The organism is Pseudomonas sp. Leaf15 (genome assembly GCF_001421425.1).
In the GTDB taxonomy this organism is placed as follows: Bacteria; Pseudomonadota; Gammaproteobacteria; order Pseudomonadales; family Pseudomonadaceae; genus Aquipseudomonas; species Aquipseudomonas salomonii.
Genome location: NZ_LMKI01000032.1, coordinates 319,273 through 337,191 on the forward strand (window position 1 = coordinate 319,273; position 17,919 = coordinate 337,191).

Genomic DNA, 17,919 nt, shown 5'->3' on the forward strand with positions numbered 1-17,919 from the left:
CTTATTAACCTTTAAGCTGGGCCAGGGCGCGGTAATCCGCTCCCAGCGTGGCCTGTAAAATCTCTTTCGGATAATCGTCGGTCACTACCGCTTCGCCCATGTGGCGCAGCAGCACCAGTCGCAGGCGACCGTCGATCACTTTCTTGTCGATTGCCATATGTTCGAGGAAATCCGCCTCGGTCATCTCTTCCGGCGGAATAACCGGCAAACCGGCGCGCTGGAACAGATGGATGCCGCGATCACGCTCCTGGGCGCTGATCCAGCCCAGGCGCTGCGACATTTCCAGTGCCATTACTGTGCCAGCCGCCACGGCTTCCCCGTGCAACCACACACCATAGCCCATGTGCGTTTCGATCGCATGGCCGAAGGTGTGGCCCAGGTTCAGGGTGGCGCGCACACCGGACTCCCGTTCGTCGGCATTCACCACCAGCGCCTTGGCGGCGCATGAGCGGGAAATCGCTTCGGTCAGTGCCACCTGGTCCAGGGCACGCAGGGCGTCCATGTGTTCTTCGAGCCAGGTCAGGAACGGCTCGTCACAAATCAGCCCGTATTTGATGACCTCCGCCAAACCGGCCGACAGCTCGCGCGGCGGCAAGGTGTTGAGGGTCACGGTGTCGATCAGCACGGCTTGTGGTTGGTAGAACGCACCCACCATGTTCTTGCCCAGCGGGTGGTTGATGCCGGTCTTGCCGCCCACCGACGAATCGACCTGGGACAACAAGGTGGTCGGCACCTGGATAAAGTCCACGCCGCGCTGGTAGCACGCTGCGGCAAAGCCGGCCATGTCGCCGATCACGCCGCCGCCCAGGGCGACCACCGTGGTACGCCGGTCATGCCGTGCAGTCAGCAGGCCGTCAAAGATCAGTTGCAGGGTTTCCCAGTTCTTGTGAGCCTCGCCGTCAGGCAGGATCACCGAAATCACCGAGTAGGCCGCAAGGCTGCGGCTCAGACGCTCAAGATACAGCGGCGCGACCGTTTCATTGGAGATGATCGCCACTTGCCGACCGGCAATGTGCGGTGCGAGCAACTCGGGCAGGTCCAACAGACCTTCGCCAATATGGATTGGGTAGCTGCGCTCGCCTAGATCGACCTTAAGTGTCTGCATGTGTCCCCGCGTGAAGAAATATGTACGATCGGCAACGCTCGGAATTTCGTCGCCTGATGGCTCTGCGCCATACCCCGGAGGATGATGGCGCGCCGCCGAGAATAGCGCATTTCGGGCCTGGCTTTAACGGGGTGGCAACTGCTGCAAACGCTCAAGAATGTCGAGAACCACCATTCGAGGCGGCCGCTCATCGGTTTCGACCACCAGATCGGCGATTTCCCGATACAGCGGATCGCGCAGCGTGAGCAAGTCCCGCAAGGTTTTTGCCGGGTCTGCGGTGCGCAGCAATGGGCGATTGCGATCGCGGGCGGTACGCCCCACCTGCTGCTCGACCGATGCATGCAAATAAACCACGCGACCACCGGCATGCAGCGCCCGGCGGTTTTCATCGCGCATCACTGCACCGCCGCCGGTGGCCAATACCACGCCATCGCAGCCGCACAGCTCGGCAATCATCGCCTGCTCGCGGTCGCGAAAGCCCAGCTCGCCTTCCTTATCGAAGATCCATGGGATATTGGCACCCGTGCGCAATTCAATTTCCTTGTCGGAATCTTTGAACGGCAGGCGCAGCTCTTTGGCCAGCAAACGGCCGATGGTGCTTTTTCCAGCCCCCATCGGTCCTACAAGAATCAAATTTCGCACAGAATCAACGACTCACAGCAATCGCCTGGTTATTCATAATACGCGGAGTCAGGAATACCAGCAGCTCGGATTTTTTCTCCGCCAGCACATCGCGCCGGAAAAGGCGGCCAAGATACGGCACATCGCCCAAAAATGGCACTTTATCTACCACTTTGCTTTGGGTATTGGAGAAAACCCCGCCAATGACGATGGTCTCGCCATCCTTGACCCGCACCTTGGCGTTGACCTCGTTTTTCTTGATCGGCGGTACGTCGTTGAGCTTGTTCAGGTAGTCAGGCTCATCCTTGGTGACCTTGACCTCCATGATCACCCAGCCATCCGGGGTGATTTGCGGGGTCACCTCCAGCGACAGCGAGGCCTCCTTGAACGACACAGAGGTGGCACCACGCGAGCTGGATTCCTGGTAAGGGATCTCGGTGCCCTTGAGGATGCGCGCGGTTTCCTTGTCGGAAGTGACCACCTTGGGCTGTGAGACGATCTCGCCGTTGCCGGTTTTTTCCATGGCCGTCAGCTCCAGGTCCAGCAACAGGTTGTCGGTAATAAAAGCGATGCCCAGGCCAGCCGTACCGGTAAGCGAGCCCATATCGACAAACGGCGAACTGGGCGGATTCTCCGGTGGCTCCGCACCCTCGGCCAACGGCTTGCTGATACCGCCCGCGCCCCAGTTGCCGCGATTGAGCCGCCCGCCCCAGCGCACGCCCAGGCTTTTGTCGTAATCGACATTGGCTTCGACGATCCGCGCCTCGATCATGACCTGGCGTACCGGCACATCCAGCTGCGCCACGATGCGCCGCAGCTCGTCAATTCGCTCGCGGGTCTGGTAGGCGATGATGTTGTTGGTGCGATCATCCACTGCCACCGAGCCGCGCTCATCGGTAAAGCCGTCGACCCCGGTCACTGACTGAAACAGCTTGGCCAGGTCCGCTGCCTTGGCGTAATTGACCTGCAACAGCTCGCGCCGCAAGGGTGCCAGCTCTTCCATCTGCTTGCGCGACTCCAGCGCCAGCAGCTCGCGGGCCGCCAACTCTTCGGCGGGCGCCACCAGCAAAACGCCGGCCTTCACGCGCTTATCCAAGCCTTTGGTTTGCAGCACCAGATCCAGTGCCTGGTCCCAGGGCACGTCCTTGAGCCGCAAAGTGATCGAGCCTTGCACTTCATCACTGGCCACCAGATTAAGCCCAGCCACATCCGCAATTTGCTGCAACACGGCGCGCAAATCGATGTTCTGGAAGTTGAGGGTCAGCGTGTCGCCGTTGTAGGCGCCACTGGGAACCACGCTGCCGGGAGGCGGCAGCTGGATCAGATCGACGCGATTGGGCACAGCAAATGCCATCGGTGCCGTGAACGCTATCCATAGCGCCACACCGAAGGACGAGAAAGTCCTTTTCATTGTTTGATTCCGTTATGAGTTGACGTTTAAAACCAGGGTTCGCGAACGCGCAAGCCATGCGCCCTGTTCGTCCGGGAACAGTTCGACCAGTTCGATGTGGCCGGAATGTATGGCCGTGACCCGGCCATGGTTAGGCCCCAGGTAGTCGCCGACCGCCAGCCGGTGCACACCAGAAGGTGTGCGCAGCAGGGCGAAGGTCTGCAGGCCATGGGGCAGTGCTTCGACCGACACCGCATTGATTGAAAGCGTGCCGACCATTTCGAACTGGTCGACGGCCAGGCCTTCCAGCGTGCCGCGCTTGCGCGCCAGGTCCGGCGCAAGAGCGGGTTGGCCCGGCATGTGGTCGACCTGCGCCGCAGGCGGCTGGAACGGGTCACGCAGGGTTGCACCGTCGTAGACAAAACGCGAGCCCTGCTTGGCAACCGGTTCAGGCTGGCCGGGCGCGCCCATGCCACGATAAGTCTTGGCCAGCAAATCAAGGCGCAATAACGCCCCTTCAGACCGAAGCACCACATCATGCACAGTGACAATCCGCGGTAAACCACCCAAGGCACTCACGAAGCTCGCCAGGTCGTGGTAGGCGCCAAACACACCGACTTGTACCGGTTCCTCGATGTAGAACGGCTGCGCCTGTTCACCCAGCACCGTGACACCTTCGACCACCAAACCGTTGGCCGCCGCCAGCCGCGCCATGTCTTCGAGCAAGCCCGGCATGTCGGATTCGCCGGGCAGCTGCCGTAACAGCTCGGCAACCTGCGCCTGGACTCTTTGGGCCTGATGGGCGCGCGCCTCAAGATCGGCGGCCAGGCCGGTCTTTTGCGTCAGTTGCTGTTGCAACGTCAGCGTCTGCGCTTGCAGCCCGTGCAACTGTTCACGTGCCGGGGCCAGCAGCCAACCATCGCCCACTCCCCACACCAATCCCCCCAACGCGCAGCCGAGCAGAAGCCTGGCCGGTAGGGGCCATTTGGCAGCGTTGTGAGAAAGCGTGGAAAAGTCGAGCCTGGGCAGGCTCAAGGCTGAGCCTCGGTGGATTCCCCTTGGCGCACCATCAACTGGAATTCGTTGCCGCCACCTTGGCCCTGGGCACGCACATGCTGCAGCCGGGTTGCGTGGGCACCTTCAGAGGCTTCGAGGCGGCGCATCAGCTGAGCGATATCCTGGCTGGACTCGGCACTGCCACTGACACTCACCGTATTGCCCTTGGCAACCACCTCATGCAGGTGCACCCCATCGGGCACGGCACGGGCGAGTTGGTCCAATAGCTGGGCGCCGGCCGAGCGGGATTCGTGCAGGTCCTGCACGACCTTCATTCGCGCGGCCAATTGCTGGCTCTGCTCCTGCAAGTCATCGAAGGTCTTGAGGCGCGAGTCCTGGATGGCGACGTTTTTGTTCAACTGGCTATTGCGCGTCACTTGCCGGTCGATCGCCTGATCGATGACCTGGTCCGCCAGCCACACCGCCGCGAGTGCCACACCGGCGAACCCCAGCAGAAATATCAGGAAGTACTTGCGCCGCCGTTCTGCCTGCGCCTGGCGCCAAGGCAAAAGATTGATTCGTGTCATCCAGCGAAACTCCTCAGGGCCAGCCCGCAAGCAATTCCCATCCCGTGGGCATCCACGGCCCATTGTGCGCCATCGACTCGATGGCCCGGCATGAAGCTGGCGAAATCCTGACGGCAAGCGCGCTCCAATGCAAACCCTTCGACGTCCACCACCCGCGCAACCAGCCCGGCCAGGGCCAAAACCGCTGCGCGGGCCTCGACCTGCTCCTTCAGGCACGCAGCCAGCACCACCTCGACCCGCGCCGAGTCCTGGGGCGAAGGGCCACGCACCTGAAAGTCGATGGCGACGTCATCCAGTGGGTAAGGAATGTACTGGTCGGCTTCCATCTGGATCATCCACGCCATCTCCTCGTCACTGAGCCCCGCCTCCATGTCGATCACCCGCGTGATGACCGACGGGCCCGATACCGCCACCGCCGCCAGCCGGGCGGACGTGTGCAACCGGGACAATGCCTGTTGCAGCGCCTGCGCCACCGCTTCAAGGTCCAACAGCGTGCCGTCGACGACCGCATTGGAGGGCAGCCCCTGCTTGACGTAAGCCTTGACGCTGTAGGCGCCGGCGGTGTGGTCCAGTTCAATCAGCTTGATACCGGTGTCATTGATGTCGACGCCCAGCAGGGTGTCGGCTTTGCGCCTGAAAAATCCCTTTCGCATAAAACTCCCTAAAACTTTGCCTGTCATACCGCCTGATTGCCGCTGGGAATCGTGCATTCGGTCGACTTGTTTGGCCGCCACGAATGACGCCCCAGGCCGAAAATGCTTTAATGCCCAGCGTTTTTTCCCGCTTTTTCCTGCTGCTCGGGTCGATCCATCGTTTGCCATGCATGCCCCGACGCGTAACTCATTCTTTTCTCTGGAAATCCAAAAGCCTTGATTCGTCTGCTGAAGTTTTTCGGGTACTCCATTGTCGCGATCGTCTGCGGGCTGCTGCTCGTACTCAGCGGGGCCTACCTCTACCTTAGTCCGGGTTTGCCTTCCGTAGAGGCACTCAGAAGTATCCAGTTGCAGATTCCTTTGCGGGTCTACAGCAGCGATGAAAAACTGATCGCGGAGTTCGGCGAAATGCGCCGCACACCGATCCGTTTCGCCGACATTCCACCCAATTTCATCAACGCCCTGCTCTCGGCTGAAGACGATAATTTCGCCAACCACTACGGCGTCGACCCAAGCAGCCTGGTGCGCGCAGCGACCCAGTTGGTAAAAAGCGGACACATTCAATCCGGCGGCAGCACCATCACCATGCAGGTGGCGAAGAACTTCTTCCTCACCAGCGAGCGCAGTTTTTCGCGCAAGGCCACCGAAATTCTGTTGGCACTGCAGATCGAACGTCAGCTGACCAAGGACGAAATCCTTGAGCTGTACGTCAACAAGATCTACCTGGGCAACCGCGCCTACGGGATCGAGGCGGCTTCGCAGGTGTACTACGGCAAGTCGATTCGTGACGCCAGCCTGGCGCAGATGGCAATGATCGCCGGCCTGCCCAAGGCGCCGTCGCGCTTCAACCCGCTGGCCAACCCGGCGCGCAGCAAGGAGCGTCGCGACTGGATCCTGGGGCGTATGTACAAGCTGGGCAAAATCGACCAGGCCGCCTACGAGAGCGCCGTGGCCGAGCCGCTGAACGCCAGCTACCACGTGCCGACACCGGAAGTGAATGCGCCGTATATCGCTGAAATGGCGCGAGCCGAGATGGTCGGCCGTTATGGCAGCGAGGCCTACACCGAAGGCTTTCGCGTGACCACGACCATTCCGAGCAACCTGCAGGAAATCGCCAATAATTCAGTACGCGACGGTTTGGTGACCTACGACCAGCGCCATGGCTACCGTGGCCCCGAATCGCGCCTGCCGGGCAAGACCCTGAGCGCCTGGACCACCGAGCTGGGCAAACAGCGCCCGATCAGCGGCCTGGAGCCTGCCATCGTCACCCAGGTGAAGAAGGATGGCGTGCAAGTGCTCACCCGCAGCGGCGAAGGCCATGTGTCGTGGGACAGCATGAAGTGGGCACGCCCGTTCCTGAACACCAACAGCATGGGCCCGATGCCCAAGCAGCCGTCGGACGTGGCGCAGGTCGGTGACTTGATCCGCGTGCAACGCCAGAAAGACGACAGCCTTAAATTCAGCCAAGTGCCTGTGGCCCAAGGCGCACTGGTGTCCCTGGACCCGCAGAACGGTGCGATCCGTGCGCTGGTCGGCGGCTTTGCCTTCGAGCAGAGCAATTACAACCGCGCCACCCAGGCCAAGCGCCAGCCGGGCTCGAGCTTCAAGCCGTTCGTCTACAGCGCCGCACTGGATAACGGCTACACCGCCGCCAGCCTGGTCAACGACGCACCGATCGTGTTTGTCGACGAGTACCTGGACAAGGTCTGGCGCCCGAAGAACGACACCAACACCTTCCTCGGCCCGATCCGTATTCGCGAGGCGCTGTACAAGTCGCGCAACCTGGTATCGATCCGCCTGCTGCAGGCGATGGGCGTGGGCAAGACCATCGACTACATGACGCGCTTCGGTTTCGCCAAGTCGGATCTGCCACCGAACCTGTCCCTGGCGCTGGGCACCGCGACCCTCACGCCGATGGAAATCGCTACCGGCTGGAGCACCTTTGCCAACGGCGGCTACAAGATCACGCCGTACCTGATCGACAAGATCGAAAGCCGCAATGGCGACACGCTGTTCACCGCCAACCCGCCACGCGTGCCGGGCGACGTGGTCAACGGCGTGGCTGCACCTGATGGCATTGCAGCACCGAGCAACGGCGGCATCACCATTGAGCCGACGCCGGGCGCAGCACCGGCCGCCAACGCTGCCGTGCCCACCGAACCACAGGCACCCGCAGTGGCCGAGCGCGTGGTGGATGGCCGTACCACCTACATCCTCAACAGCATCCTGGAAGACGTGATCAAGAAAGGCACCGGCCGCCGCGCCCTGGCCTTGGGCCGCGCAGATATCGCCGGCAAGACCGGTACCACCAACGAATCCAAGGACGCCTGGTTCTCCGGCTACAACGCCGATTACGTGACCACCGTGTGGACCGGTTACGACCAACCGGAAAGCCTGGGCCGCCGTGAGTTTGGTGGCACCGTCGCACTGCCGATCTGGATGAGCTACATGGGCGCGGCCTTGAAGGACAAGCCGCTGCATACCCAGGCCGAGCCGGAAGGCATCCTCAGCCTGCGGATCGACCCGGTGAGCGGCCGTGCAGCATCGCCAAGCACGCCGAATGCGTACTTCGAGCTGTTCAAGAGCGAAGACACGCCGCCATCGGTCAACGAGCTGGGCAACGGCGTTGCACCGGGCAGCCCGCTGCCGGCGGATGAAGCGGCGCCGATCGATTTGTTCTAATGAGATCAATGGCCTGACCCAGCTCCACTGTGGGAGCTGGCTTGCCTGCGATGGCGGTGGATCAGCCACTGATTCACCCCCTGACACACCGCCATCGCGGGCAAGCCCGGCTCCCACAGGGCTTAACTGGCGCCGGAAGATCGCATTTAGCCAGCTACAAAAAAGCCCCGACTCGCAAGAGCCGGGGCTTTTTGTTGGTGTGCTACAACGGCTTAGCCGTTGAACACATCATCCACGCTTTGCAGCGGGTAGTGCTTCGGATACGGCAGGGTGGCCACACCGGTCTCGATGGCGGCTTTGGCCACGGCATCCGAGATCAGGGTGATCAGGCGCTTATCCATTGGTTTCGGGATGATGTACTCACGACCGAATGCCAGTGGGGCACCACCGTAGGCATCGCACACGTCCTGAGGTACTGGCAGCTTGGCCAGTTCGCGCAGGGCGTTGGCGGCAGCCACTTTCATCTCTTCGTTGATGCGCTTGGCGCGAACGTCCAGGGCACCACGGAAGATGAACGGGAAGCCCAACACGTTGTTGACCTGGTTCGGGTAGTCCGAACGGCCGGTGGCCATGATCACGTCGTTGCGAGTGGCGTGGGCCAGCTCAGGCGAGATCTCCGGGTCCGGGTTGGAGCAGGCGAACACGATCGGGTTGGCCGCCATGGACTTCAGGCCTTCGGCGCTCAGCAGGTTCGGGCCGGACAGGCCAACGAACACGTCGGCACCGTCGAGGGCGTCAGCCAGGGTACGCTTGTCGGTAGCGTGGGCAAACATCGCCTTGTACTGGTTCAGGTCGGTACGCTCGGACTGCACAACGCCCTTGCTGTCGACCATGAAGATGTTTTCAAGCTTGGCGCCCATGCTCACCAGCAACTTCATGCAGGAGATGGCGGCAGCACCAGCACCCAGGCAGACGATCTGTGCGTCAGCCAGGGTTTTGCCGGCGATTTCCAGGGCGTTGATCATGCCGGCCGCAGTAACGATTGCGGTGCCGTGCTGGTCATCGTGGAATACCGGGATGTCGCACTGTTCGATCAGGGCCTTTTCGATCTCGAAGCACTCAGGTGCCTTGATGTCTTCCAGGTTGATGCCACCGAAGGTGATGGAAATGCGCTTTACGGTGTCGATGAAAGCTTGTGGGCTTTCGGAGTCGACTTCGATGTCGAAAACGTCAATGCCGGCAAAGCGCTTGAACAGCACGCCCTTACCTTCCATGACTGGCTTGGACGCCAATGGGCCGAGGTTGCCCAGGCCGAGAATCGCGGTGCCATCGGAAATCACTGCAACCAGGTTGCCTTTGCCGGTGTACTTGTACGCCAGTTCAGGGTCGCGGGCGATTTCACGTACGGGCTCGGCAACGCCAGGGCTGTAGGCCAGCGACAGGTCGCGGGCAGTGGCAGTGGCTTTGGTGAGCTCTACACTCAGCTTTCCTGGACGAGGATGGGCATGATATTCGAGAGCGGCAGTTTTCAAATCAGACATATCGGCATTCCGCTTTTACTGTTGGTCGACGGACCGCCGAGGATACGCGTGTGAGAAAGTCCCCACAAGACTGGTCAGTCACTCCCGTCAAGGGCCGCGGACTAAGACTTTCGGCCAAGAGCCACGGGATACAAGGGTTTAACTGTTCACAATCGAGATAAAAAATGTCTACAATTTTTTATTAAAATTGCTTTGAGTGCAGCACAATCAAATCGCAGGTACAAAAAAGGCGCCCACAAGGGGCGCCTTTTTCAACAGCTTGCAAAAACCCTGAGGGCTTTTGAGCCTTACTCTGCAGCAGCAGGCTTCTTGCCGAAAGCACCAAAGCGATCTGCGAAGCGCTGTACACGGCCGCCGGTGTCCAGAGTTTTCTGCTTACCGGTGTAGAACGGGTGGCACTCGTTGCATACGTCAGTACCCAGTGGCTTGCACAGGTTCGAACGTGTTTCGAACTTGTTGCCGCAGCTGCAGGTTACTTCGATAGTTTCGTACGCTGGATGGATATCGGCTTTCATGGTGACTTCCTCGGGCTAGCGTGCCGCCACTCGACACTATTGTCGAATACCGCACGTAATTAGGCCGCGGATTCTACCAGACCTTTTTAAACGCGCAAGCGGCGCCTCCCGTGGTTTACCCACATAAAAGCCCCTTTCATCAGAAAAACCTCGGCATACCCAAGGCTGCCCCTGTCTGCTAGGCTCCCGCCCCTGCGCCACCGCCTGCCTTTATATGAGACTCCCCGCGTGCCCGACGCCATTTTGCGCCTAGCCCTGCCCTCGCCCCTGCGCCGCCTGTTCGACTACCGTGCCCCGGCCGGCGTGTTGCGGGCGCAGTTGCAGCCGGGCATGCGCGTGCGCGTGCCGTTTGGCCGTCGCGAGATGATCGGCATTCTGATCGAAGTGGCCGACCACAGCGAAGTCCCTGCCGAAAAGCTCAAGCCGGCCCTGGCCATCCTCGATGCCACGCCACCGCTGCCGCCCGCGCTGTTCAAGCTATGCCTGTGGACCGCCCAGTATTACCAGCACAGCCTCGGCGATACCCTGAGCTGGGCGCTGCCGGTGCTGCTGCGCCAGGGCGAACTTGCTGAAGCACGCCAGGAGCGTTTCTGGTCGATGGTGCCCGGCGCACGCCTGGATGACCCGCGCATCGCCCGCGCCCCGCGCCAGCGTGAAGCCCTCGCGACCCTGGCCCAACACCCCCACGGCGTGGCCCACCAACTGTTAAGCAAGCTGATGCTGAGCAAAGACAGCCTCGACCTGCTGCTGGCAAAGGGCTTGGTGCAGGTGGAAATCCGCAAGCACGCGCCGGGCCCACGCCACGACCATTGGCTGGCTCAGCCGGAACTGCCGCTGAACCCCGAGCAACGCGCCGCCTATGAAGCCATTCGCGCCGGTTTCGACAGTTTCCACGCCTTCCTGCTGGCCGGCGTCACCGGCAGCGGCAAGACCGAGGTGTATTTGCAGCTGATCCGCGAGACCCTGCAAGCCGGCAAGCAGGCACTGGTGTTGATCCCGGAGATCAACCTCGGCCCGCAAACCCTGGCGCGCTTCGAACAGCGCTTCAACGCCCGCATCGCGCTGGTGCATTCGGCGGTCAACGACCGCGAGCGCCTGGAGGCCTGGCTGTCGGCGCGGGATGGCGAGGCCAACATTATTATCGGCACCCGCTCGGCATTGTTCACGCCGATGAAAAACCCCGGCCTGATCATCATCGACGAGGAGCACGACGGCTCCTATAAACAGCAGGAAGGCCTGCGTTACCACGCCCGCGACCTGGCGCTGGTACGCGCGCGCCAGGAAGACATCCCGATTGTGCTGGGCTCGGCCACACCGTCCCTGGAAAGCCTGCACAACGCCTACACCGGCCGTTATGGCCTGCTGCGCCTCAACGAGCGCGCAGGCGGCGCCAAGCAACCACGCTTCCTGCGCCTGGATGTAAAAAGTCGCCCGCTGGACAGCGGCATTTCCGGGCCGATGCAACAGGCCATCGGCCAAACCCTCGCCGCCGGCCAGCAAGTCCTGGTGTTTCTCAACCGTAGGGGCTTTGCGCCAACGCTGTTGTGCCATGACTGCGGCTGGATGTCCGAGTGCGAACGCTGCGATGCGCGCATGACCGTACACCAGCGCCACGGCGAGCTGCGCTGCCACCACTGCGGCCATGTGGAGCGCGTGCCGCGCCACTGCCCACAATGCGGCAAAGTGGATTTGCGCCCCGTGGGTGCGGGCACCGAGCGCGCCGAGGAGCGCCTGGGCATTCTGTTTCCGGATTACCCGGTGCTGCGCGTCGACCGCGACAGCACTTCGCGCAAAGACGCGATGAACCAGCTGTTCGCGACCATTCAGAAAGGCCAGCCGTGCATCCTGATCGGCACGCAGATGCTCGCCAAAGGGCACCACTTCCCACGGGTCACGCTGGTGTCGATCCTGGACGCTGACGGGGGTTTGTTTTCCGGTGACTTCCGCGCCAGCGAGCGCATGGCGCAGTTGATCGTGCAGGTGGCAGGCCGTGCCGGGCGAGCCGAAGAGCCGGGCAAGGTGATTATCCAGACGCACCTGGCCGACCACCCTTTGCTGATTCAGCTGACAGAACAAGGCTACTTCGCTTTCGCCGAACAGGCCCTGAGCGAACGCCGCTCCGCCGGCCTGCCGCCGTTCGCACACCTGGCGCTATTGCGCGCCGAAGCGCACAAGCCAGGGCAGGCCGAAAGTTTTCTCGACGAGGCCTGCAGCGCTGCCGAACGCTTACTCGGCGAACTGGGTCTGACCGGCATCGAATTGCTCGGCCCGGTGCCCGCACCGATGGAGCGTCGCGCCGGGCGGTATCGCGCTCAGCTACTCTTGCAGGCAACGTCACGCGCACCGCTGCATCGGCTATTAAGTAGCTGGATGCTTGCCCTGGAGCAAATGCCCAGCGGCCGCCAAGTGCGATGGTCGCTGGATGTGGACCCGGTAGACCTGTATTGACTGCAAAATCGCAATCGCAGGCAAGCCAGCTCCCACATTTTGAAATATGAACCCCCTTAAATGTGGGAGCGGGCTTGCCCGCGATGAGGTCCGCAGGTCCATCAACCTGTCTGAACGGTTGGCAAGCCCGCCCTCGCCACGGATAATGCCGAGTTTTTCCACCTGCGCATCGCGCACCGCCGCTTGCGGTCGAAAGAGAACACCATGAAAGACACCATTCGCCAGCTGATCCAACAAGCCCTCACCCAACTCGTCAACGAAGGTGTGTTGCCTGAAGGCCTGTCGCCGGCGATCCAGGTGGAAAACACTCGCGACAAGACCCATGGGGATTTTGCCAGCAACATTGCGATGATGCTGTCCAAGCCTGCCGGCATGAAACCGCGTGACCTGGCGGAGAAAATCATCGCCGCGCTGCCGACCGACGAGAGTGTGACCAAGGCCGAAATCGCCGGCCCGGGTTTTATCAACTTCTTCCAGAACACCCAGGCCCTGGCTTCGCGCCTGGACGCGGCACTGGCGGACGCCAACATTGGCGTGCGCAAGGCCGGCCCCCTGGAACGCGTGGTGATTGACCTGTCGGCCCCCAACCTGGCCAAAGAGATGCACGTGGGCCACTTGCGCTCCACCATCATTGGCGACGGCGTGGCGCGCGTGCTCGAGTTCCTGGGTGACGACGTGATCCGGCAGAACCACGTGGGCGACTGGGGCACCCAGTTCGGCATGCTGATGGCCTACCTTCAGGAAAACCCGATCACCAGCAACGAACTGGCCGACCTGGAAAACTTCTACCGCGCCGCCAAAAAGCGCTTCGACGAATCCGAAGAGTTCGCCGACCGCGCCCGTGGCCTGGTGGTCAAGCTGCAAGCCGGCGATGAAGATTGCCTGGCGCTGTGGGGCCGTTTCCGTGAGATTTCGCTGTCGCACTGCCAGGAAATCTACAAGCTGCTCAACGTGAAGCTGACCATGGCCGACGTGATGGGCGAAAGCGCCTACAACGACGACCTGATCAACGTGGTCAACGACCTCAAGGCTGCCGGCCTGTTGGTTGAGAGCAACGGCGCGCAGTGCGTGTTCCTCGAAGAATTCAAGACCGCCGATGGCGAGCCGCTGCCGGTGATCATCGTCAAGGCCGACGGCGGCTACCTGTACGCCACCACTGACCTGGCAGCCGTGCGCTACCGCAGCGGCGTGCTCAAAGCCGACCGCGCGCTGTACTTTGTCGACCAGCGCCAGGCCCTGCACTTCCAGCAGGTGTTCGAAGTGGCGCGCCGCGCAGGCTTCGTCACCCACCCGATGCACATGGAACACATGGGTTTTGGCACCATGAACGGCGCCGATGGCCGCCCGTTCAAGACCCGCGACGGCGGCACCGTGAAGCTGATCGACCTGCTCAACGAAGCCCAGGAGCGTGCCTACAACCTGGTGAAGGAAAAGAACCCGGAGCTGGCCGAGGCCGACCTGCGCAACATCGCCCGCGTAGTGGGCATTGGCGCAGTGAAGTACGCCGACCTGTCCAAGCACCGCACCAGCGACTACAGCTTCAACTTCGAACTGATGCTCAACTTCGAAGGCAACACCGCGCCGTACCTGCTGTACGCCTACACCCGCGTGGCCGGTGTGTTCCGCAAACTGGGCAAGGATTTCAGCGAGGTTGAAGGCCGGATCGTGCTGGATGCCCCGCATGAACAGGACCTGGCGGCCAAGCTGGCGCAGTTCGGCGAAGTGCTCAACAGCGTCGGTGAAAAAGGCACGCCGCATATCCTCTGCACGTATTTGTACGAAGTTGCCGGTCTGTTCTCCAGCTTCTACGAGAACTGCCCGATCCTCACGGCCGACGACGAAGCCCAAAAGCAAAGTCGCCTGCGCCTCGCCGCACTGGCTGGACGGACCCTCAAGCAAGGCCTGGAACTGTTAGGCCTGGAAACCCTGGAGCGTATGTAAGTTGGCTGCCAAGAAAAAACCTGCACCCAAGCGCGGCGCCAGCCGCTATCAGGCCCCGGCGAAAAAGCCAATTCCGGGCTGGCTGTGGATGGCTATCGGCCTGGCGGTCGGCGCGTTTGTGGTGATCCTGATGAAACTGGAGCCCGGCAAGGGCGATGACGTCAAACGGGTCAAGCAAGAACAGCAGAAGGCCACGAAAATGGCCGAAGCCAATAAAACAGCGCCAAGCCCGACCGCACCCGTGAAGCCGAAATACGACTTCTACACGCTGTTGCCGGAATCGGAAGTGATCGTGCCGCCTGACGCCGTGCCCGAGAAAACCCTGCCGACACCGCAAGTGCCGACCACACCGGTTACACCCGCAGAAGCCGCGAAAATCGACACCGCACGCGCTCAAGCGGCGTTGGCCGGGATCACTCCGCCGCCACCGCCACCGGTGGCAACCACCAAAGCGGCGCCGGTGACCAAGTTCTTCCTGCAAGCGGGCTCGTTCCCGAAACAGGCGGATGCGGATCGTGTGCGTGCGCAGATCATTCTGTTGGGCCAGTCGGTGACGGTAGAGTCCGGCACGGTGAAGGATGCGACCTGGTATCGCGTGTTGGTGGGGCCGTTCAGTAACCGTGAACAGCTGACTGTGGCGCAGAAGCAACTGGCGGGTGCTGGCTTTAGCAATCTGTTGTTACAACAACGCCAGAGCCGTTGATTCCGGCTCAACGCTGATCAAAATGTGGGAGCTGGCTTGCCTGCGATAGCGATGTAACAGTCCATATTTTCAGTGGCTGACACACCGCTATCGCCGGCAAGCCAGCTCCCACACTTGGTTTTACGGTGCTTTCTGGAAGGTGTCAGACCAGCAAACACCACTCGTCCGCACACACGTCCTACGGTTGAAATCCCCCCCGCCACCCCCATATGAGAATCCATCAGGGCATTTTCGCCCCGCTGCGTGGAGACTCTCCCCTTGACCACCATCGTTTCAGTACGTCGCCACGGCAAAGTCGTCATGGGCGGCGACGGCCAGGTTTCCCTGGGCAACACCGTGATGAAAGGCAACGCCAAGAAAGTGCGTCGCCTGTACCACGGCCAGGTTCTCGCCGGTTTCGCCGGCGCCACTGCCGACGCCTTCACCCTCTTCGAACGCTTCGAAGGCCAGCTGGAAAAACACCAGGGCCACCTCGTTCGCGCCGCTGTCGAACTCGCCAAAGAATGGCGCACCGACCGCTCCCTCAGCCGTCTGGAAGCCATGTTGGCGGTCGCCAACAAAGACGCGTCCTTGATCATCACCGGTAACGGCGATGTGGTTGAACCCGAGCACGGCCTGATCGCCATGGGTTCCGGCGGCGGCTACGCCCAGGCGGCAGCCAGCGCCCTGTTGAAGAAAACCGACCTGTCGGCCCGCGAAATCGTCGAGACCGCCCTGGGTATCGCCGGCGATATCTGCGTGTTCACCAACCACAACTTCACCATTGAGGAGCAGGACCTCGCCGAGTAAGCCGTAGGCTTATTCCGCTTGAGGCCGCCAAACACTATGTCCATGACTCCCCGCGAAATCGTCCATGAACTTAATCGCCATATCATCGGCCAGGACGATGCCAAGCGCGCCGTTGCCATTGCGCTGCGTAACCGCTGGCGCCGGATGCAACTGCCCGAAGAACTGCGCGTTGAAGTAACACCCAAGAACATCCTGATGATCGGGCCGACAGGCGTGGGTAAAACCGAAATCGCCCGGCGCCTGGCCAAGCTGGCCAATGCTCCGTTCATCAAGGTCGAAGCCACCAAGTTCACCGAAGTGGGCTACGTAGGCCGTGACGTTGAGTCGATCATCCGTGACCTGGCCGATGCCGCCCTGAAAATGCTGCGCGAACAGGAAGTCACCAAGGTCAGCCACCGCGCTGAAGACGCCGCCGAAGAACGCATTCTCGATGCCCTGCTGCCACCGGCACGCATGGGTTTCAACGAAGACGCCGCGCCAAGCTCGGATTCCAACACCCGCCAGCTGTTCCGCAAGCGCCTGCGTGAAGGCCAGCTGGATGACAAGGAAATCGAGATCGAAGTGGCCGAAGTGTCCGGCGTCGACATCTCCGCACCGCCTGGCATGGAAGAAATGACCAGCCAGTTGCAGAACCTGTTCGCCAACATGGGCAAGGGCAAGAAGAAAAGCCGCAAGCTCAAGGTAAAGGACGCGCTGAAACTGGTGCGCGACGAAGAAGCCGGGCGCCTGGTGAATGAGGAAGAACTCAAGGCCAAGGCCCTGGAAGCGGTCGAGCAGCACGGCATCGTGTTTATCGACGAGATCGACAAGGTGGCCAAGCGTGGTAACTCCGGCGGCGTCGATGTGTCCCGCGAAGGCGTACAGCGCGACCTGCTGCCGCTGATCGAAGGCTGCACGGTGAACACCAAGCTGGGCATGGTCAAAACCGACCACATCCTGTTTATCGCCTCCGGCGCGTTTCATCTGAGCAAGCCAAGCGATCTGGTGCCGGAGCTGCAAGGCCGTCTGCCGATTCGCGTGGAACTCAAGGCGCTGACCCCCGGCGACTTCGAGCGCATCCTCAGCGAGCCGCATGCTTCGCTCACCGAGCAATACCGCGAATTGCTGAAAACCGAAGGTTTGGGCATCGAATTCCAGCCGGACGGCATCAAGCGCCTGGCGGAGATTGCCTGGCAGGTCAACGAGAAGACCGAAAACATCGGTGCCCGTCGCCTGCATACGCTGCTTGAGCGTTTGCTGGAGGAAGTGTCCTTCAGTGCCGGCGACATGGCCGGTTCGCAGAATGGCGAAGCGATCAAGATTGATGCTGAGTACGTTAATAGCCACCTGGGCGAATTGGCGCAGAACGAAGACCTGTCTCGTTATATCCTGTAAGCCTCACTCAGGACCGCTTTGCTTTACTGTGGGAGCGGGCTTGCTCGCGAATGCGGTGTATCAGTATCAGATGTGCTGACTGACACACCGCATTCGCGAGCAAGCCCGCTCCCACATTTTGAAGCCGGTTCCTTCAGGATCATCGCCAATGTCGACATTCCCTACTGCTGTAAATTTGCACAAAACCTCCAACACCCTCGGCCTCACCTACGGGCCGGACGAGGTCTACCAGCTCCCCGCCGAGCTGCTACGCACCCACTCGCCTTCCGCCGAGGTCCAGGGCCACGGCAAACCCATCCTGCAATTCGGCAAGCTCAACGTGCGGCTGACCAAGATAGAACCCGCTGGCCAGTACGCACTGAAATTGACCTTCGACGACGGCCATGACAGCGGACTGTTCACCTGGGACTACCTCTACCAATTGGCCGTGCGCCAGGAAGACCTGTGGGCCGACTACCTCGCCGAACTCAAAGCCGCCGGCAAAACCCGCGACCCGAGTGAGTCGGTCGTGCGGCTGATGCTCTAACTCAAGCGTCTTGCGCTTTAGAGGGCATTTTCTAATTTCATCTGCTTGAATGCCCTGTCGCGTGGTCAACGATTGGCCCGCTTGCGAAAAAAATTAAACTCGGGTAAC

Annotated in this window: 15 protein-coding genes; 7 read left to right on the top strand and 8 right to left on the bottom strand. The window is 61.3% G+C overall.

Going from position 1 to position 17,919, the window contains the following annotated elements; all coding sequences use genetic code 11:
- Positions 1-4: 4 nt before the first annotated feature.
- The 6 genes from aroB to pilM all read right to left on the bottom strand — a co-directional run bounded on the left by aroB (position 5) and on the right by pilM (position 5,352).
- The gene (gene aroB, locus ASE80_RS20855; protein ID WP_056860613.1) at positions 5-1,105 is read right to left on the bottom strand and encodes a 3-dehydroquinate synthase; all 1,101 of its coding nucleotides are present in this window, start codon (positions 1,103-1,105) and stop codon (positions 5-7) included.
- Between the two features lie 123 nt (positions 1,106-1,228).
- Complete coding sequence (aroK, locus tag ASE80_RS20860; protein ID WP_017138567.1) at positions 1,229-1,747, bottom strand: shikimate kinase AroK; 519 nt, start codon at positions 1,745-1,747, stop codon at positions 1,229-1,231.
- A 4-nt stretch (positions 1,748-1,751) separates the two neighbouring features.
- Positions 1,752-3,080, bottom strand: a complete 1,329-nt coding sequence (locus ASE80_RS20865) for a type IV pilus secretin PilQ (RefSeq protein ID WP_056860614.1) — start codon at positions 3,078-3,080, stop codon at positions 1,752-1,754.
- A gap of 69 nt (positions 3,081-3,149) precedes the next feature.
- Positions 3,150-4,151 carry a pilus assembly protein PilP gene (locus ASE80_RS20870; RefSeq protein WP_056860615.1) on the bottom strand — a complete coding sequence of 334 codons (1,002 nt, stop codon included), beginning with the start codon at positions 4,149-4,151 and terminating at the stop codon, positions 3,150-3,152.
- On the bottom strand, positions 4,148-4,699 hold the full coding sequence (locus ASE80_RS20875) for a PilN domain-containing protein (protein ID WP_056860616.1): 552 nt from the start codon (positions 4,697-4,699) through the stop codon (positions 4,148-4,150). Before ASE80_RS20875 ends, ASE80_RS20870 begins: the two co-directional genes overlap by 4 nt.
- A complete protein-coding gene (pilM, locus tag ASE80_RS20880) occupies positions 4,696-5,352 on the bottom strand; it encodes a type IV pilus biogenesis protein PilM (RefSeq protein WP_056860617.1) in 657 nt (218 codons plus the stop codon). The genes ASE80_RS20875 and pilM overlap by 4 nt, the downstream gene beginning before the upstream one ends.
- A gap of 219 nt (positions 5,353-5,571) precedes the next feature.
- Here pilM and ASE80_RS20885 point away from each other — a divergent pair, with 219 nt between their 5' ends.
- On the top strand, positions 5,572-8,034 hold the full coding sequence (locus ASE80_RS20885; protein WP_371920498.1) for a penicillin-binding protein 1A: 2,463 nt from the start codon (positions 5,572-5,574) through the stop codon (positions 8,032-8,034).
- A 212-nt stretch (positions 8,035-8,246) separates the two neighbouring features.
- Here the strand turns inward: ASE80_RS20885 and ASE80_RS20890 are convergent, their stop codons facing one another.
- The gene (locus ASE80_RS20890) at positions 8,247-9,515 is read right to left on the bottom strand and encodes a malic enzyme-like NAD(P)-binding protein (protein ID WP_056860619.1); all 1,269 of its coding nucleotides are present in this window, start codon (positions 9,513-9,515) and stop codon (positions 8,247-8,249) included.
- A gap of 287 nt (positions 9,516-9,802) precedes the next feature.
- Positions 9,803-10,030 carry a 50S ribosomal protein L31 gene (gene rpmE / locus ASE80_RS20895; RefSeq protein WP_017138574.1) on the bottom strand — a complete coding sequence of 76 codons (228 nt, stop codon included), beginning with the start codon at positions 10,028-10,030 and terminating at the stop codon, positions 9,803-9,805.
- Between the two features lie 228 nt (positions 10,031-10,258).
- On the opposite strand from rpmE, the gene ASE80_RS20900 reads away from it, so the two are divergent.
- The 6 genes from ASE80_RS20900 to ASE80_RS20925 all read left to right on the top strand — a co-directional run bounded on the left by ASE80_RS20900 (position 10,259) and on the right by ASE80_RS20925 (position 17,811).
- Positions 10,259-12,478 (top strand): primosomal protein N', encoded by a 2,220-nt coding sequence (locus tag ASE80_RS20900; protein WP_056860620.1) that lies wholly within the window; start codon positions 10,259-10,261, stop codon positions 12,476-12,478.
- Positions 12,479-12,682: 204 nt separating this feature from the next.
- The gene (argS, locus tag ASE80_RS20905) at positions 12,683-14,419 is read left to right on the top strand and encodes an arginine--tRNA ligase (protein ID WP_056860621.1); all 1,737 of its coding nucleotides are present in this window, start codon (positions 12,683-12,685) and stop codon (positions 14,417-14,419) included.
- Position 14,420: 1 nt separating this feature from the next.
- On the top strand, positions 14,421-15,122 hold the full coding sequence (locus tag ASE80_RS20910; protein WP_056860622.1) for an SPOR domain-containing protein: 702 nt from the start codon (positions 14,421-14,423) through the stop codon (positions 15,120-15,122).
- A 258-nt stretch (positions 15,123-15,380) separates the two neighbouring features.
- Positions 15,381-15,911: an ATP-dependent protease subunit HslV gene (gene hslV, locus ASE80_RS20915; protein ID WP_010563201.1), complete on the top strand. Its 531-nt coding sequence runs from the start codon at positions 15,381-15,383 to the stop codon at positions 15,909-15,911.
- Between the two features lie 36 nt (positions 15,912-15,947).
- Complete coding sequence (gene hslU, locus ASE80_RS20920; protein WP_017138578.1) at positions 15,948-17,285, top strand: ATP-dependent protease ATPase subunit HslU; 1,338 nt, start codon at positions 15,948-15,950, stop codon at positions 17,283-17,285.
- Positions 17,286-17,433: 148 nt separating this feature from the next.
- A complete protein-coding gene (locus ASE80_RS20925) occupies positions 17,434-17,811 on the top strand; it encodes a gamma-butyrobetaine hydroxylase-like domain-containing protein (protein ID WP_056860623.1) in 378 nt (125 codons plus the stop codon).
- The last annotated feature ends 108 nt before the right edge of the window (positions 17,812-17,919 follow it).

Excerpts from the sequence above, each read along its gene's own strand:
- pilM (WP_056860617.1), bottom strand. The coding sequence starts at position 5,352 with ATGCGAAAGGGATTTTTCAGGCGCAAAGCCGACACCCTGCTGGGCGTC.
- hslU (WP_017138578.1), top strand. The coding sequence starts at position 15,948 with ATGTCCATGACTCCCCGCGAAATCGTCCATGAACTTAATCGCCATATC.
- ASE80_RS20890 (WP_056860619.1), bottom strand. The coding sequence starts at position 9,515 with ATGTCTGATTTGAAAACTGCCGCTCTCGAATATCATGCCCATCCTCGT.
- aroB (WP_056860613.1), bottom strand. The coding sequence starts at position 1,105 with ATGCAGACACTTAAGGTCGATCTAGGCGAGCGCAGCTACCCAATCCAT.
- argS (WP_056860621.1), top strand. The coding sequence starts at position 12,683 with ATGAAAGACACCATTCGCCAGCTGATCCAACAAGCCCTCACCCAACTC.
- rpmE (WP_017138574.1), bottom strand. The coding sequence starts at position 10,030 with ATGAAAGCCGATATCCATCCAGCGTACGAAACTATCGAAGTAACCTGC.
- ASE80_RS20925 (WP_056860623.1), top strand. The coding sequence starts at position 17,434 with ATGTCGACATTCCCTACTGCTGTAAATTTGCACAAAACCTCCAACACC.
- ASE80_RS20875 (WP_056860616.1), bottom strand. The coding sequence starts at position 4,699 with ATGACACGAATCAATCTTTTGCCTTGGCGCCAGGCGCAGGCAGAACGG.
- ASE80_RS20865 (WP_056860614.1), bottom strand. The coding sequence starts at position 3,080 with ATGGCATTTGCTGTGCCCAATCGCGTCGATCTGATCCAGCTGCCGCCT.